The organism is Sphingomonas sp. CCH9-E2 (assembly GCF_001557215.1).
Classification (GTDB): Bacteria; Pseudomonadota; Alphaproteobacteria; order Sphingomonadales; family Sphingomonadaceae; genus Sphingomonas.
Genome location: NZ_LSJM01000412.1, coordinates 1 through 15350, shown reverse-complemented (window position 1 = coordinate 15350; position 15350 = coordinate 1). Strand labels below are relative to the sequence as shown.

The 15350-nt window shown below is 65.9% G+C and carries 16 protein-coding genes; 7 read left to right on the top strand and 9 right to left on the bottom strand.

From position 1 onward, the window contains the following. Positions 1-240: 240 nt before the first annotated feature. From dxs to AX681_RS18485, 4 genes are all read right to left on the bottom strand, one after another. The gene (gene dxs / locus AX681_RS18500) at positions 241-2160 is read right to left on the bottom strand and encodes a 1-deoxy-D-xylulose-5-phosphate synthase (protein WP_066656267.1); all 1920 of its coding nucleotides are present in this window, start codon (positions 2158-2160) and stop codon (positions 241-243) included. Between the two features lie 110 nt (positions 2161-2270). Beyond that, on the bottom strand, positions 2271-3254 hold the full coding sequence (locus tag AX681_RS18495) for an AAA family ATPase (RefSeq protein ID WP_066656311.1): 984 nt from the start codon (positions 3252-3254) through the stop codon (positions 2271-2273). Then, positions 3251-3814, bottom strand: coding sequence for a nicotinamide riboside transporter PnuC (gene pnuC / locus AX681_RS18490; RefSeq protein WP_066656270.1), 564 nt, complete (start codon positions 3812-3814; stop codon positions 3251-3253). Before pnuC ends, AX681_RS18495 begins: the two co-directional genes overlap by 4 nt. Positions 3815-3824: 10 nt before the next feature. Next, positions 3825-4283 (bottom strand): Fur family transcriptional regulator, encoded by a 459-nt coding sequence (locus AX681_RS18485; RefSeq protein ID WP_066656273.1) that lies wholly within the window; start codon positions 4281-4283, stop codon positions 3825-3827. A gap of 136 nt (positions 4284-4419) precedes the next feature. Here AX681_RS18485 and AX681_RS18480 point away from each other — a divergent pair, with 136 nt between their 5' ends. Next, entirely contained in the window at positions 4420-4956 is a 537-nt protein-coding gene (locus AX681_RS18480; RefSeq protein WP_156442557.1) for a hypothetical protein, read from the top strand. A gap of 7 nt (positions 4957-4963) precedes the next feature. Here the strand turns inward: AX681_RS18480 and AX681_RS18475 are convergent, their stop codons facing one another. After that, complete coding sequence (locus AX681_RS18475; RefSeq protein WP_066656279.1) at positions 4964-5347, bottom strand: MerC domain-containing protein; 384 nt, start codon at positions 5345-5347, stop codon at positions 4964-4966. Positions 5348-5438: 91 nt separating this feature from the next. On the opposite strand from AX681_RS18475, the gene AX681_RS18470 reads away from it, so the two are divergent. From AX681_RS18470 to AX681_RS18445, 6 genes are all read left to right on the top strand, one after another. Then, positions 5439-6479 carry a COX15/CtaA family protein gene (locus tag AX681_RS18470; RefSeq protein WP_231733639.1) on the top strand — a complete coding sequence of 347 codons (1041 nt, stop codon included), beginning with the start codon at positions 5439-5441 and terminating at the stop codon, positions 6477-6479. Beyond that, positions 6476-6790: a divalent-cation tolerance protein CutA gene (gene cutA, locus AX681_RS18465; protein ID WP_066656285.1), complete on the top strand. Its 315-nt coding sequence runs from the start codon at positions 6476-6478 to the stop codon at positions 6788-6790. Before AX681_RS18470 ends, cutA begins: the two co-directional genes overlap by 4 nt. Continuing rightward, a complete protein-coding gene (locus AX681_RS18460) occupies positions 6787-7608 on the top strand; it encodes a hypothetical protein (RefSeq protein WP_066656287.1) in 822 nt (273 codons plus the stop codon). Before cutA ends, AX681_RS18460 begins: the two co-directional genes overlap by 4 nt. Before the next feature lie 139 nt (positions 7609-7747). Continuing rightward, the gene (gene rplM, locus AX681_RS18455; RefSeq protein WP_066656288.1) at positions 7748-8227 is read left to right on the top strand and encodes a 50S ribosomal protein L13; all 480 of its coding nucleotides are present in this window, start codon (positions 7748-7750) and stop codon (positions 8225-8227) included. Continuing rightward, positions 8227-8748 carry a 30S ribosomal protein S9 gene (rpsI, locus tag AX681_RS18450; RefSeq protein ID WP_066656290.1) on the top strand — a complete coding sequence of 174 codons (522 nt, stop codon included), beginning with the start codon at positions 8227-8229 and terminating at the stop codon, positions 8746-8748. The genes rplM and rpsI overlap by 1 nt, the downstream gene beginning before the upstream one ends. Positions 8749-8956: 208 nt before the next feature. After that, positions 8957-12472, top strand: coding sequence for an autotransporter outer membrane beta-barrel domain-containing protein (locus AX681_RS18445; RefSeq protein ID WP_156442558.1), 3516 nt, complete (start codon positions 8957-8959; stop codon positions 12470-12472). Between the two features lie 57 nt (positions 12473-12529). On the opposite strand, the gene AX681_RS18440 is transcribed toward AX681_RS18445, so the two are convergent. From AX681_RS18440 to mobA, 4 genes are all read right to left on the bottom strand, one after another. Next, on the bottom strand, positions 12530-13258 hold the full coding sequence (locus AX681_RS18440) for a metallophosphoesterase family protein (protein ID WP_066656295.1): 729 nt from the start codon (positions 13256-13258) through the stop codon (positions 12530-12532). Next, positions 13255-14088: a diacylglycerol/lipid kinase family protein gene (locus AX681_RS18435; RefSeq protein ID WP_066656314.1), complete on the bottom strand. Its 834-nt coding sequence runs from the start codon at positions 14086-14088 to the stop codon at positions 13255-13257. The genes AX681_RS18440 and AX681_RS18435 overlap by 4 nt, the downstream gene beginning before the upstream one ends. 91 nt (positions 14089-14179) lie before the next feature. Beyond that, positions 14180-14422: a hypothetical protein gene (locus AX681_RS22135; protein WP_156442559.1), complete on the bottom strand. Its 243-nt coding sequence runs from the start codon at positions 14420-14422 to the stop codon at positions 14180-14182. A gap of 405 nt (positions 14423-14827) precedes the next feature. Continuing rightward, a complete protein-coding gene (gene mobA, locus AX681_RS23750; RefSeq protein ID WP_443026351.1) occupies positions 14828-15259 on the bottom strand; it encodes a molybdenum cofactor guanylyltransferase in 432 nt (143 codons plus the stop codon). Between the last annotated feature and the right edge of the window lie 91 nt (positions 15260-15350).

The following is a 15350-nucleotide window of genomic DNA, read 5'->3' as shown; positions in this document are numbered from 1 at the left end:
CGTAATGGCGTCGGGCTTATGATAGAAAGGACACGTTGCTTCGGTCTTCCGCCGCTAAGAATCTTTCAGCCGCATTGCGCGGCCGGCTGCGGCAAATCATGGTAAAGAGACCGACAGGACTCCGCGCATGCGACTTGAAAGGGCGGGATGCCGGACGGACAAAAAATCGCAAAAGGGGCGGCGAAGCATCTGCTTCGCCGCCCCTTTTCAACTGCTGAAGGTGCGATTCCGATCGCCAGATCAGGCGATTGCGCCGACCTCCGCTTCGTTCCAGCGCAGCGCTTTTAGCACCGTTTCGACGATGTGCGGCGCGTTCAGGCCCGCTTCGTCATATTGCAGTTCCGGCTTGTCCTGATCCTGGAAGCGATCAGGCAGGCGCATCGTGCGCAGCTTCAGCCCCGCATCGATCAGCCCCTCGTCGCTCGCCATCGTCAGCACATGCGCGCCGAGACCGCCGACCGCATTCTCCTCGATCGTCACCGCCACTTCGTGGGTGGTGAGCAGACGACGGATCAGCGCTTCGTCGAGCGGCTTGGCGAAGCGCAGGTCGGCGACGGTGGCCGACAGCCCCTTGGCTTCCAGCATATCGGCGGCCTTGAGCGCTTCAGCAAGGCGGGTGCCGAGCGACAGGATCGCGATCGACTTGCCCTCGCGCACGATCCTGCCCTTGCCGATTTCCAGCACTTGCGGCTCGGCCGGCATTTCGACGCCGACACCGTTGCCGCGCGGATAACGCACCGCGATCGGCCCGGCGTCATACTCGGCCGCCGTCTTGGTCATATGCACCAGCTCCGCCTCATCGGCCGCGGCCATCACCACGAAATTGGGCAGCGACGCGAGATAGGTGACATCAAAGCTGCCGGCATGGGTCGCGCCATCCGCGCCGACCAGACCGGCGCGGTCGATCGCGAAGCGCACAGGCAGATTCTGGATCGCGACGTCGTGGACGACCTGGTCGTAGGCGCGCTGCAGGAAGGTCGAATAGATCGCGCAGAAGGGCCGCATGCCCTGTGCGGCGAGGCCCGCGGCGAAGGTCACCGCATGCTGTTCGGCGATGCCGACATCGAAGCTGCGTTCCGGGTGTGCCTTGGCGAACTTGTCGACGCCGGTGCCGCCCGGCATCGCCGCCGTGATCGCGCAGATGCGCGGATCGGTGTCGGCGAGCTTGGCGAGCGTCTCGCCGAACACATTCTGGTAGGCCGGCGGTCCGGGAGGCGCCTTGGCCTGCGCGCCGGTGATCACGTCGAACTTCTGGACGCCGTGATATTTGTCCGCCGCCGCCTCGGCCGGGGCATAGCCCTTGCCCTTTTGCGTCACGACATGGAGCAGCACCGGGCCTTCCTTGGCGTCGCGGATATTCTCCAGCACCGGGATCAGATGGTCGAGATTGTGACCGTCGATCGGGCCGACATAGTAAAAGCCCAGTTCCTCGAACAGCGTGCCCCCGGTCGCCATGCCGCGGGCATATTCCTCGGCCTTCGATGCCGCGCTGGTCAGGCGGCGGGAGATGCGGCCGGTGATCTTCTTGGCCAGGTTGCGCAGCCCGAGATATTCGGAGCTGGACACGACGCGGGCGAGATAGGCCGACAGTCCGCCCACCGGCGGCGCGATCGACATGTCGTTGTCGTTGAGGATGACGATTAGGCGATTGCCGGCCTGCTCGGCATTGTTCATCGCCTCATAGGCCATGCCCGCGCTCATCGCACCGTCGCCGATCACTGCGATGCCCCGCCCCGGCGTGCCGGCCAGCTTGTTGGCGACCGCGAAGCCGAGCGCGGCGGAGATCGAGGTCGAGCTGTGCGCCGCGCCGAACGGGTCATATTCGCTCTCGCTGCGCTTGGTGAAGCCGCTGAGGCCCCCGCCCATGCGCAGGGTACGGATGCGGTCCCGCCGCCCGGTCAGGATCTTGTGCGGATAGCATTGATGCCCGACGTCCCACACCAGCCGGTCTTCGGGTGTGTTGAAGACATAGTGAATCGCGACGGTGAGTTCGACGACGCCAAGCCCGGACCCGAGATGGCCGCCGGTAGTGCCAACCGCGCTGATCGTTTCGGCGCGCAGTTCGTCCGCGAGCTGGCGGAGCTGGGACGGCGCAAGCTTGCGCAGGTCGTGGGGCGTGTCGACCGTATCGAGCAACGGCGTCGTGGGAAGTTCAGACATTCGACCGCGTTTACTCCACTGGATTGAACCTGTCCAACGGCTGACACCGCTGGGCAGTGCGGGTCATGAGCAAAAACTGAGCAGTGCGTGAGCGCGGCGATGACGCGGCGTCAATCGCGATCGAGCGCCTCGATTGCCGCCACAGCACCGTCGAAGCGCGCGTCCCAGTCGCCGCGAATCGCGACCCAGTGGACGCCCGTCTCGTCGAGGACCGCGCGGCAGAGCTCGGCGAATTTCGCGCGGCTGGCATCCGCGCCATAGATGCGCGTCCCGTCATCGACCCACGCCACATCCGGCTCCAACAGCAGATACAGCTCCGCGCGGGGATGAGTCAGCAGCGCGTCAGGCGCGGAGCCGAGCATCATCCGCGCCCACGCCGCGGTCATCAGCGCATCGGTATCGACAAAGAGATAGCGCGTCGCCCAGCGCTTCCACGCGGCGATCATCGCGGTCTGCGCTTCGCCGATCAGGGTCAGGTCGGCCGCGTCCATCTCGACGCCATGCACTTCGGCCTGCGCGCGGCCATATTCGGGAACCCAGACGCTGCCGAAATGGCGCGCGAGCCGCTCGGCCAGGACCGACTTTCCGGTGCTCTCGACGCCGTGCATCACGATCGTGCGCGTGTAGTGCGCGCGCACCGGGCCCGGGAGAAGGGCCGCATGCGCCCAGGGATCGGCGCGCACCGCGCTGCCCGACAGACCGCCAATGCCGCCGGGATCGGCCGCCATGATCCGCCCGCCGAGCGGGACGAACAGTCCGCCGACCTCTTGAGCCAGCCGCTGGCCATAGGCTTCGCCCGCGAAGAGCAGATCGATCGGATAAGGATGCACGGCGCGAACGATGCCGCGCCAGATCGGCCAGAAATCGGGGCTGTCCTCGGGCGCCTGCGGCACCGGCGCACCATGGCCGACGACATCGCAATCGGGCAGCAGCTCGCGCATCCAAGCCAGCCGTGTTTCGCCCGGGATCGGATCATCGGGCAGCCAGCACACCAGCACCGTCAGCCGGTCGACCATCGCGCGCGCGGCGCGCGCCAGCGTCAAATGTCCCGCATGCGGCGGCATGAACTTGCCCAGCAGGAAACCGCGCTTCACTGCGCCGCCCCAAGCTTTGCCCGCCACGCGAACAAGCCCCACACCGCCATGCCAAGGAAGATCGCGTACAGGATTGCCGTTGGATAGAGCCCCCGGCTCCAGAACAGCCCGACCGCGAGCACATCGACCGCGATCCACAGCACCCAGCTTTCGACGCGACGCTGCGACTGCAGGATTTGCGCGGCGACGCTCATCCCCGCCACCGCAGCATCGGCATAGGGCGCGGCGGCATCGGTGTAGCGCGCCATCGCCATGCCCCACGCGATGCTGGCCGCCGCGGTACCGACGATCCACCCCACGCGCGCCGGATAGTTCAAACGGCGAACAGCGACCCCGTCATCGACCCGGTCGCTGCGGCTCCAGTTCCACCAGCCGTAGAGCTGGATCACGAGGAAGAAGATCTGGAGCAGCGCATCGCTGTACAGTTTCGCATCGGCGAACACGAAGAAGTAGAGCGCGACCATCGCGATGCCGAACGGGTAGTTCCACAGGCTGCGCCGCGCCACCAGCGCGACGTTGATCAGCCCCAGCGCCGCCGCGGCAAGCTCGACCGGGTTCAACGTGGTCGCTTCAGTCGCAGTCGGCGCACTTGCCGCGCACTTCGATCACCGGGCGCACGGGCGAAAAGCCGGCACCCTTGGCCGCCGAGCGCACCGTGCGCGTGATCGAATCATCGTCGAGATGCGTAGTGTTCCCGCACGAATCGCAGACGAGGAAGATGCAGTCGTGCAGGCAATCGGGATGCGCATTGGCGACATAGGCATTCGCGCTTTCGACCCGCCGCGCGAGGTTCGAGGACACGAACAGGTCGAGAATGCGATAGACGCTGTTCGCTGCGACCCGCCGCCCCTCCCGCTTCGACACCGCCTCGGCGATGTCATAGGCGGAGGCCGGCTTGTCGAACCCGGCGAGCACCTCGAAAATCGATGCGCGCATCGTCGTCCACTGCTCACCCGCCTTTTCCAGCGTCGCCCGTGCGGCAGCGGTCAGGTCGGACCCGTGGTGCTCATGATGATCGTGCGCGTGCATGGGGGAAATGTAGGCGCGCGCGCGTTTCGCAGCAAGGATCGTTCTTGATTGCGCATGCATCGACCGCCACCATTCGGCGATGCACCAGCCAGCTGAAGTCGAGTTGTCTTCGCCGTTTTCGACGAAGGCGCGGTGGATGATCGGTATTGGCGCGTTGACGCTTCTGACGCCGCCGCTACTCCACCGCGGCACGCTAATCGATCAAATACCCTTTGGATGGACCGCAGTGGTGGCCGCGATTGGCGTGGCGATCGGCTCTGCCGTGGTTATTCGGCTGAACGCCTATCTAGAACAACAGCCGAAGCGACAAGCTTACGCGCTGGTGATCGGGCTGCCCATATTGCTCGCGATTTGTGGTACTTACTATCTGCGCCTCGGTGTGGAGCTGTTTGCATTCCATTCAGCCACGACAACCACATCGACGATCCCCGCAACCGTCACGGGTGTGACGAGGCGATATGCCGATCTACGGCTTGAACCCGAATCCCGGGAATTTCACGCAAAAGTGAGCGGCGAACTGCGCGCCCATCTCGATCCCTATCGCGTGCCGGGCAGAGATTGCATTCTCTTCGAAGTAGAGGTCGGACGCTTGGGGTGGCGCCGCACCAAAGTTCCGAACTTTTTTGACGATCCGATTGATCACGCCCGATTGGTGCCATGTCCGGCGACCTGAATGGTAATCAGTAGGTCGCCCGGCGATTGAGGTCGTGGCCGAGCGCCAGGATCGCAACGCCGACCACGGTCCACACGATCTCCGGTCCGCCATGTTCCAGCGTCAGCGCGCCGGTCATGATGCCAAGACCAAACGCCCCGACCGCCGCCGGCATCATATAGCCATGCTTCACTATGCCCCGGCCCAGCGCGGCAATGCCGAACAGGATGGCGAGCACCAGCCCGACCTCATGAATCAGCGGGTGCATCAGCGACCCTGCCGCCGAGGCGAGCGCGAGCAGCACCGTCGTCGCCAGGCAATGCGCCAGACACAGGCTCGACAGCCCGATCGCGACGCGATCGAAGCGCAGGTCGACCTGTTCCCAGAATCGGGGGCTGAGTGCCGGATGCATGCGCGCGATATAAAGCGCGATCGGAAAAGTTACAACATCACATGCGTGACAGAGTCTGGCATTTATGGTCATCGGCGCATAGATTGCGCCCGTGTCAGAGTTCCGCCATCCCATCCGCCCGCGCGCCATCGCCAACTGGCTGACGGTCGTCGCCACGCTCATCGTCCTCATCGTCGTCGTCGGCGGGATCACGCGCCTGACCGAATCGGGCCTGTCGATCACCGAATGGAAGGTCGTGTCGGGCATCCTGCCCCCGCTCAGCGAGGCGGCGTGGCTGTCGGAATTCGAGAAATACCAGCAGATCCCCGAATATCAGCAGATCAACCAGGGGATGAGCCTGGCGGCGTTCAAATTCATCTATTTCTGGGAATATATTCATCGCCTGCTGGCCCGGGTGATCGGCTTTGCCTTTGCCGCGCCACTGCTGTGGTTCGCGTGGAAGCGAGCGATCCCGCAGGGCTATGGCTGGCGACTGACCGGCCTGCTGGTGCTGGGCGGGTTGCAGGGCGTGATCGGATGGTGGATGGTCAGCTCTGGCCTCGCCGAGCGGACCGATGTCAGCCATTTCCGCCTGGCCGCGCATCTGCTGCTCGCGCTGTTCATCCTCGCCGCGCTGACCTGGACGATCCTCGACCTGCGCCAGATCGCGCGCGATCCGGGCTATCGTCCGGCGAAGCTCAATGGCTTCGGCTTGGGCGTTGCGGTGATCCTGTTCATCCAGCTGTTGTACGGCGCGTTCACCGCGGGGCTCAATGCAGGGCTGGTCACCAATGAATGGCCGCTCATGAACGGCAAGTTCTTCCCGTCCGAAGTGCTCAGCGTCCGCCCCCTGCTCGACGCGGCGGTCAATGATCCGGCGATGATCCACTGGATACACCGCTGGTGGGCCTGGGTCGCGGTCGCCGCGCTGATCCTGCTCGCCCGCCGCGCCCGTGCCGCCGGAAGCCGCAGCGCGTCGGTCGCGATCCACAGCGCGTTCGGGGTGCAGATCCTGCTGGGCATCGCGACGGTGATGAGCGGCGTCGACATCACCTTGGGCGTGCTGCACCAGTTTGTGGGCGCGCTGCTGGTGATCGCCACCGCCTGGGGCATCCATGTTACCGGCCGGCGCGTGCGCGCCTATCGCGGATGAGCGACATCGCGCTGGTCCATGCGACCTTTGCCGATGCGGCGGAGGCGGAACGGATCGGCGCGGCGATGGTCGCGGCGCGACTCGCCGCCTGCGTCAATCTGCTCGGCCCCTGCACCTCCATCTATCGCTGGCAGGGTGCGGTCGAACGCGGTGAAGAGCATCGCGCGCTGTTCAAGACCACGCCAGAACTGGCGCGCGAACTGGCCGATGCCATCGCCGCACGTCACAGCTACGACCTCCCGGTGATCGAAATCTGGCCGGCTGCTGCGGGTGATGCGGTGATCGACTGGGTGCGGGCGGAAACCCGGTGATCGCCGCCGCCGCCGTACTGCTGGCGGCGCAAGCGGCACCGGTGTTCGCGCCGCCGCTTAACCGGACGCTGACGATGACCACCGAAACGGTACGCAGCGAGGGGCCGACGACGCGTCGCTTCGTTGCGCGGCGAACGATCCGGTTCAGTGCAGCGCCCGACGGCTATCGCGTGGCGATCACGCTGGATGCGGCGGCTTCCGGCGAGGTCGAGAGCGACCCGGCGGGGCTGATGCGTGCCGGATTTGCGCGGCTGGCCGGGCGCACGGTGGTGCTGCAGCTCGACCGCACCGGTGCGGTAACCGCGGTGGAGGATCTTGCGACGATCTGGCGCGCGGTCATCGACGGCATGGGGGCAATGGCACCCACCGGCACCGATCCAGCGACGCAACAGCGCGCCGCGCGGGTCCGCGCGATCGTCGCCGCGCTTGCTGCGCAGCCCGAGGCGGCTCAGCGTCGGATGATCGCCTCGCTCGTCACGCCGCTGATCGCGCCCGAACTGGTCGCCCAAGCGGCGACGCCCGCCCCGCCGCGCGCCGTCCGCGTGCCCGCCACCTCGATGTACGGCCAGACCGAGCTGGACGGCCTGCGTGCGATACGGGTCCGCCCCGACGGTATCGAAATCTCGGTCAGCGCCACCGGCTCGGTCGCGGTCACCACCGCCGAGGGCAAGGCAAGCGCGACGATCACGCTGGAAACGCTGCGCCGGATCGATCCGCACACGGGGCTGGTGGTCGAGAGCCGTGAGCAGGTGGAAACCCTGGCACCGGACGGCAGCCTGCAGTCCGAACGGATGACCGTGACCAAGCTTATGCGATAAGGTATTCAGATACCCGTCAGCAATCCCGCCATTTGCTTGACTTTCGACTCCCATTTCGTCAATTGGCCGCCGTTCGCGCCGTCCTGCGCCATTTGGCAAGGGGCGGCGTCATTCATTTAAACCCAAGAGGTCTGGCCCCATGAAGGCGCTCATGAAGACCACCAAGTCGGTAAAGCCGGCCGAGGTGGAAAAGAAGTGGCATATCGTCGACGCCGAAGGTCTGGTCGTCGGCCGCGCTGCGGTCGTCATCGCCAACGTCCTGCGCGGCAAGCACAAGACGAGCTTCACCCCGCACGTCGATTGCGGTGACAATGTCATCGTCATCAACGCCGACAAGGTCCGTTTCACCGGCAAGAAGCTGGCGGACAAGGTGTACTACAAGCACACCGGCTATGCGGGCGGCATCAAGGAAATCACCGCGCAGAAGGTGCTCGAGGGTCGTTTCCCCGAGCGCGTTCTGGAAAAGGCGGTTGAGCGCATGATCCCGCGCGGCCCGCTGGGTCGTCAGCAGATGCGCAACCTGCGCATCTACAAGGGCGCCGAGCATCCGCACGAAGCGCAGAACCCGCAGGTCCTCGACATCGCCGGCATGAGCCGCAAGAACAAGGTGGGCGCATAATGTCCGACAATCGCCAGTCCCTTTCCGATCTGGGTGCGATCGCTGACGGCGCACCTGTTTCCGAAGCTACCGAAGCCGGTGTCGCGACCCCCGCGGTTTCGACCACCCCGCTGCGCCAGCAGGAAATCGACAAGCTCGGCCGCGCCTATGCGACCGGCCGTCGTAAGGACGCCGTTGCCCGCGTGTGGCTGAAGCCGGGTTCGGGCAAGATCACGATCAACGGTCGCGATCAGGAAATCTATTTCGCGCGTCCGACGCTGCGTCTCGTCATCAACCAGCCGTTCGGCGTTGCCGAGCGTGACGGCCAGTATGACGTCGTCTGCACCGTGAAGGGCGGCGGTCTCTCGGGCCAGGCTGGCGCGGTCAAGCATGGCATCGCCCAGGCGCTGACCAAATATGAGCCGGTGCTGCGCGCGCCGGTGAAGGCCGCCGGGTTCCTGACCCGCGACCCGCGCGCCGTCGAGCGCAAGAAGTACGGCAAGGCGAAGGCCCGCCGCAGCTTCCAGTTCTCGAAGCGCTGATCGACCTTTGGGTCCGATCTTCGACGTGCAAAAGGGGCGGTCCGCATGGGCCGCCCTTTTCATTTGAGCCGGGTGTTGCCCCGTTGCATCGTATCTCCCGCAACGCGCGGCGGCCCGCGCATGGGTCTTGACGCGCCACAAAAGTGCAATAGCCTCTGCCCCCATTACCGTGCGCGATCTGGCAGCACGCGATTTTTTGGGGGATATCATGAACTTTGCACGCATTTCGCGCGCCTCGCTGCTGCTTTCCGCTGCGGGTCTTGGCCTGTGCACGATCGCGGCGCCCGCGCTGGCGAATGACGAGCCGCCGCTCGACATCACGACCAGCACGCTGACCCCACATAGCGGCGCGCCGACCGGTTCGATCGAAACGCCGCACACCGATCCGGATGAGGTCGTGGCGACCCCGACCGGCAACGGTTTTGTCTCGCCCGACGATGTCGTCGAGACGCCCGACATCACGATCAACAACGGCTTCACCCCGGTCCAGGCCTATGACCCGACCAACATCACCGGCATCGGTCAGGTCATCACCGATGCCGGCGGTGGCAGCGTCGGTCTGTGCACCGGCACGCTGATCAACCCGCGCACGATCATCTTCGCCGCGCACTGCGTGAACACCCGCGCAGCGACCGCCTATGGCGCAAATTCGGGCGGCACCGGCATCGGCGTCGGTTTTGAAACCAACACCCGCGCCAATGCCGCAGGCCAGGTCGACGAACTGGTGCGCTGGCTGCTTGGCGGCACCGGCGGCGCCGGTCGCTTCCAGAGCAATACCGTCCAGCATTTCTACAACATCAACCAGGTCTTCTATAACCCCGCCTCGCGCGCGGCTGCATCGTGCACCGCGCCGACATCGTGCTTCCTCGAAGCGGACATCGCGACCGCGGTGCTGGACACGCCGGCGGCCGGCGTTCCGACCTGGGCGCTGTTGTTCTCGCCGCTCCCCACCCCGGGTTCGATCGATCCGGCGAACGGTACCGGCTATCATGTCAATATCGGCGGTTATGGCAGCTTCGGTACCGGCACCACCGGCGCATCGACCAACGGCAATTTCCGCCGCCGCGCGGCCGAGAACATGCTGGGCGCGCTCGTCTCGCTGAACACCCGCAACGAGTTCCTGTTCGGAAGTGCCGGTTCGCCCTCGCGTCCGCAGCAGCTCTACTTCCTCGACTTCGACGATCCCGCGCGCGGCACGGCGACCGCCAATCCGCGCGACTTTAACGGCTTCCGCGACAACGCATTGACGCGTGAAGGTCTGACCGGTCCGGGCGATTCGGGCGGCCCGCTGATCCTCGACCGCGCCTTCCAGACCCCGGTCGTGATCGGTGTGCTCTCGGGCGGGTCGACCTTCTTCGGCGGTCAGGTCGGCGGCAGCTATGGCACGCAGAGCTTCTATCAGCCGCTCTTCCTCTACTGGGACTGGATCGTCGCCAACAACCCCTATCGCTACGTCACCGCAGTTGCAGGCAACCGCAACTGGGAGGACGGCGCGGCCTGGGTGACCGAGCTCGATCCGGCCTATCGCATCATCACCGGGGGCCAGCTGGTCAACGGGCTGCCCACCAATCTGGGCGGCGCGAATTCGGGCAACGGCCCTGAGTTCGGCGAGCTGTGCTTCCAGTCGCCGAGCAATTCGGCCAACCCTGCAGTCAACGAATGCTATGACCTCGCCACGGGCACCTTCCGCAACAATGTGCCCAACGTCACGCCAGCCGCCAGCGAGACCAGCTCGCCTGAGGTGGCAAATATAGGCAGCGCGCCCGACACGGCGGCGGACCCGAGCGTGCCGCAGGCGATCCCCGGCTATTCGGACACCGTCCGCCCCGCTCCGACGCTGGCCAATGGTCTGCCCGGAGCGACCGGGTTCGTCCCGAACAATGTCGATGGTGTCCGCACCACCGGCGAAATCGGTCGCTATTATGACGTGACGCTGCGCAACACCGGCGTGATCACGCTGAACTCGACCGTCACGGTCGATCGCTTCAGCATCATGGGCGCGACGTCGCAGCTCACCATCGCGAGCGGCGCATCGCTCACCAGCCTGATGGAGATCCGCCAGAACACCGGTACGATCCTCAACAATGGCACGCTGGCGTCGTCGGGCGATTATCTGCTGCTGTCGGGCCTGCTCACCGGGTCCGGCACGGTCAATGCGCCCTTCACCACCAGCGTGCTGGGCAGCTTTGCACCGGGCACGATCGGCACCACCGGCACGCTGACCTTCAACGGCGGGCTCGTGCTGTCGTCCGGCTCGGGCTATCTCGTCGATCTCGGCGCGACCGGCGTTTCGGATCGCATCGTCGTCAATGGTGCGGCCAACCAGGCCAATCTCGGCGGCAATCTCCAGATCAGCTACTCGGCGGCAACCCTGCGCGCCGGCAACAGCTACACGATCCTGACCGCAGCAGGCGGAGTCGTCGGCACGTTCAACACCCCGGCAGCGATCAGCGCAATCCTGCGCCCGACCCTGACCTATTCGACCAATTCGGTGGTGCTGAACATCGCCGCCGGCACCTACACCAGCGTGGTTCCGGCGTCGAACGTCATCGGATCGACCTGGGCACGCCTGCTCGACCAGAATCGCAGCCAGCAGGCGAAGTTCGACGGCCTCTATGGTCCGCTCGACCTGCAGAACGCGGCGACGATCATCAGCACGCTCGGCAGCTGGGCACCGGCGTCGGAGACGACCGCGCAGACGCTCGGCATCGCCACCACCGACGCCAACTCGACCTTCATCCGCAACCGCCTCAATGGCCTCGATCCCGCCAATCTTGGCGGCTCGCTGGCGCATTATGGCCGTCCGGTGCAGGTCGCGGCGCTCAACCTGATGCCCGCCATGGGCGCGGCCCCGGTGCGCAGCGACGCTGCCACGCCGGTGGTGGAGGAAGGCGCGCTGCCCGAAACGATGAGCGGCTTCATCTCGGGCGGTTATCTGAACGGCGATGGTGCGGCGATGAGCGGCATGGGCGGGCGTGACAGCTATAATGGCTGGTATGTCGGCGCGGGCCTCGAAGCGTCGCTGGGCGACACCAGCCTGATCGGCTTCGCCTTCACCTATACCGACACCGACGGCACCGCGTCGTTCGGCGGCCAGAGCGCCGAGGGCGAAGCGTTCCAGGGGACGCTCTATGCCAAGAAGAGCTTTGGCGGCGTCACGCTCGACGGTCAGGTCACCGCCGGTGCGCTGACCGTCCGCACGCAGCGCGTCGCAGGGTTCCTCGGCACCAACTACACGCTGCGCGCACGCGACAATGCGATGATCGTCGGGACCGAACTGGGCCTCGGCTTCGATCTGGGCAATGACGCGATCGAAATCGCGCCGCGGATTGCCGGGCGTACCACCTGGATCGATTTCGGCAGCGCGCAGGAATCGGGCGGGCCGATGGCGCTCGACATCGATCGCAACGACTATGAAAGCTATCAGGGCCGCGCCGGCCTGACGGTGGCGGGCAAGTCGTCCGGCGTGCGTCCGTTCGTGACCGCGACCTATGTCCATGAGTTCGGCGATCGTCCGGCCACCGTGGGTGCAAACCTGGTCGGCGGCACCGGTGCAAACGTCGCCTTCGCGCTGAATGGCCAGGACAAGGACTGGGGCGAAGTGTCGGGCGGCCTGACCTTCCGCACCGGGGCAGTCGACCTGTCGGTCTCGGCCGACTCGACCTTCCTGCGTTCGGACCTGTCGGCGCAGACCTATCGCGGAACGGTGACCTTCCGCTTCTGAACCGCACATCAGGAACATGGAAAGGCCGTCCCTCCGGGGGCGGCCTTTTTCATGCGCTCAGCGCATTTCGCGCACCTGCGTCGCGAGCTTTCCCGCCTCGACATGGAGTTCGTTGAACGACGGGCGCGTGTCGCGCACGCGTTCGGACAGCGTCCCCGCGCCGATCAGCCGCACCGGGCCGGTGGCGGTCGGGTGGGTGATGTCGAACGGATCATGGACATGGCCCGTCAGCACCCCATGCGCTCCGGCCTGCGCCAGCGCCTCCAGCGCTGCGCGACCGCCACGCGTGTGCGACGTGCTGCGCGTCCCGGCTTCGACGAGCGGGTGGTGGCAAGCAACCAGCACGAGGTGATCGTCAGGTGTCTGGGCGAGCTGCGCCAGCGTACGCGCGATCGAGCGGCTGCTGACATGGCCCTTCGACCAGTTCAGCCGCAGCTGCGCGCGGGCGGTGGTCTTGAGCGGCACGATTGACACGCCGCGCAATTCCAGCGGGCGCTCGATCATCCGCTCCAGCGACTGATAGCGGCGATAGGGCGTCACGAAGCGCGCCCAGGGGTTGAAATAGGGCAGGTCGTGATTGCCGACCTCGACCGTGACCGGCCGCCCCAGTGCCTCCAGCCATGCCTGGGCGGCCGCGAACTCCTGCCGCCGCGCGCGCATGGTCAGGTCGCCGGTGACGATCACCGCATCGGGCTGTTCGACCGCGACGCAGTGCGCGAACCAGTCGAGCGCAGCACGATCCTCCGCGCCGAAGTGAATGTCGCTGACATGGAACAACCGGGTCATGCCGCTGCCTTCGCGGTGGCGAGGAACATCGGTCGCGTGGCGTCGCTGCGCACGATCGTGCCGGGCGCCAAAGTCACAGGCTCGCCGTCGAACAACGCCAGCACCGGGCGGCTGCTATAGGGTTCGATCTGGGCCGCCTCGCGCTGGGTTACCGCGCGCGCAGCCACCCAGTCGCCGGTCAGCCAATTCCAGCCCAGTTCCGCAATCGCGCCCCAGTCGCGCGCGTCGATGGCGTTGACCTGGAGAGCGCCGTCCGTCGGCGCAACGAAGATCGCCTGATAGCGCCCATCCAGTTCGGCGATGCCGCGCAGGCGGATCCCCCGGTCGAACGTCCGCCGCCAGGCATTGCGCAGCGCGCCCGCGAGCCGAGCGATTCGCCCCGCCCGTGCCGCTTCGCGCGCGCGGCCCCAATGCGCGGCAGGCCCGATGATCAGGCCGACAAAGGCGCGCTGCGGCCCCGCAGCAACATAGGGGAGCGCGACGCGGCGCGCTTCGCCATGCGCGGCATGGACAATGGTCGCCGGGTCCGCGTCGCCGTGCAGCATCTTGGCCAGCATGTTCATCGTCCCGCCGGGCAGGATCAGAAACGCGCCGGACCAGTCCGCCAATGCACAAAGCGCCGCGTTGATCGTGCCGTCCCCGGCAAACAGGACCACCGTATCCACCCCCGCTGCATCGAGCGTCGCGGAGTCCGGGATCGAATCCGCCGGGAAGCCGGTGCGCCCCGCCAGCGCGAGGCCGCGTTCTTCGAACACCGCCTCCAGCGCCGCGCATTTTTCCTGCGTCGCCGAACCCGATTGCGGATTGGTGATGAACCACAAATTTCTCATGCCGCGCCAACGCATGACACGGAAATTGTTTCGCAGCAGAGACAAAAAAGGGGCCGCGCGAGCGACCCCTTTCCGTGCGTCACGATGGCGCTCAGCGCTGCTGATCGGTGCCGTCACCCTGACCGCCGTCGATCGCACCCTGCCCGCCTTGCTCCCCGGCATCGTCCTCAGGCTCAAAGCCACTCTCGCTACCGCTCTCGCCGTCGAGGCCGCCGCCCTGGCCGGGCTGCCCCTGCTGTTCGCCATATTGCTGGTTCTGCTGGCGATCGACATTCTGGTTGCCCTGCTGGTTCTGCTGGCCACCCGGGGTCTGATCCTGCTGACGTTCGTTCATGTCACTCTCCTGCTGTGTTCCCACTCGTGGAGAAAGAACCCGCGACCAGCACACAAGGCTGCTCGGTTCATCGCATTGTTCGTCGCAAACGGAATCAAAAAGGCCCGCCAGCGCAATGCGTTGGCGGGCCTGATGATGGTGGGCGTGGCAAGGATTGAACTTGCGACCCCTGCGATGTCAACACAGGCGATATAGGTGAAAACGGCGAAAAGCCGCCGTTTGCATAACTCCACAAGGCGGAACAGATCGGAATCAAACGACGAAAAGACATCACTTTCACCGGAGTTACACCGGAGACTCTCGCCGCACGTCCGCATCAGCAACGGTCAAGCGAACAGCTTGGCGAAGGTCCCTAGGATCGTCGCGCGCACTCACCGCTCGAAGCGATCGAAATCGGTCTGGGGTTCATAACCCATCGTCTTGTTCCAGCGCTGCAAGATCGCCGCGCGTGTTTATGTTTGCCAGGGGAAGGTGTAGGTCGATGCCGCGTGCGCCGATCTCGTCGGCGAAGGCGCGCATCGAATGACTGTCGGGGCCGGCGAGCCTCGTTCCAAGCGCAACCACCGCTTCCGCCGGCCAGAGGCCGATCACAGGCTGGCTGATGACATAGGCCGGAGCGAGGCTGAGCTGATCGACCAGATCAGCGGGCAATCCGACACTGTCCACGCCGCAGGTCAGCACGAGATGGTGACCTTGCGCACGCGCGTGACGCAGCGCACCCGCCACACCGCCGAGCGGGCCGAGGCCGGGTGCGGGCCAGTCAGGAATGCCGCCCTCGCGACCGACGATCGCCACCGCGTCGCACTGGATGGCGAGCGCGGCGCGCGCAAGGTCGATCAGCCGCTCGCCGTGCAGCGTCGCCAGCGCCTTGTCGGCGCCTGTCCGTCGTCAGAACATTCGGCACAACTCGCGGCGTAGATTAGCGGAG

What these genes read in the sequence shown, in the direction of transcription:
- rplM (WP_066656288.1), top strand. Translation starts at nt 7,748, where the DNA reads ATGAAGGCGCTCATGAAGACCACCAAGTCGGTAAAGCCGGCCGAGGTG.
- AX681_RS18485 (WP_066656273.1), bottom strand. Translation starts at nt 4,283, where the DNA reads ATGCACGCGCACGATCATCATGAGCACCACGGGTCCGACCTGACCGCT.
- AX681_RS18440 (WP_066656295.1), bottom strand. Translation starts at nt 13,258, where the DNA reads ATGACCCGGTTGTTCCATGTCAGCGACATTCACTTCGGCGCGGAGGAT.
- AX681_RS22135 (WP_156442559.1), bottom strand. Translation starts at nt 14,422, where the DNA reads ATGAACGAACGTCAGCAGGATCAGACCCCGGGTGGCCAGCAGAACCAG.
- AX681_RS18475 (WP_066656279.1), bottom strand. Translation starts at nt 5,347, where the DNA reads ATGCATCCGGCACTCAGCCCCCGATTCTGGGAACAGGTCGACCTGCGC.
- AX681_RS18435 (WP_066656314.1), bottom strand. Translation starts at nt 14,088, where the DNA reads ATGAGAAATTTGTGGTTCATCACCAATCCGCAATCGGGTTCGGCGACG.
- AX681_RS18445 (WP_156442558.1), top strand. Translation starts at nt 8,957, where the DNA reads ATGAACTTTGCACGCATTTCGCGCGCCTCGCTGCTGCTTTCCGCTGCG.
- AX681_RS18480 (WP_156442557.1), top strand. Translation starts at nt 4,420, where the DNA reads ATGATCGGTATTGGCGCGTTGACGCTTCTGACGCCGCCGCTACTCCAC.
- rpsI (WP_066656290.1), top strand. Translation starts at nt 8,227, where the DNA reads ATGTCCGACAATCGCCAGTCCCTTTCCGATCTGGGTGCGATCGCTGAC.
- cutA (WP_066656285.1), top strand. Translation starts at nt 6,476, where the DNA reads ATGAGCGACATCGCGCTGGTCCATGCGACCTTTGCCGATGCGGCGGAG.
- dxs (WP_066656267.1), bottom strand. Translation starts at nt 2,160, where the DNA reads ATGTCTGAACTTCCCACGACGCCGTTGCTCGATACGGTCGACACGCCC.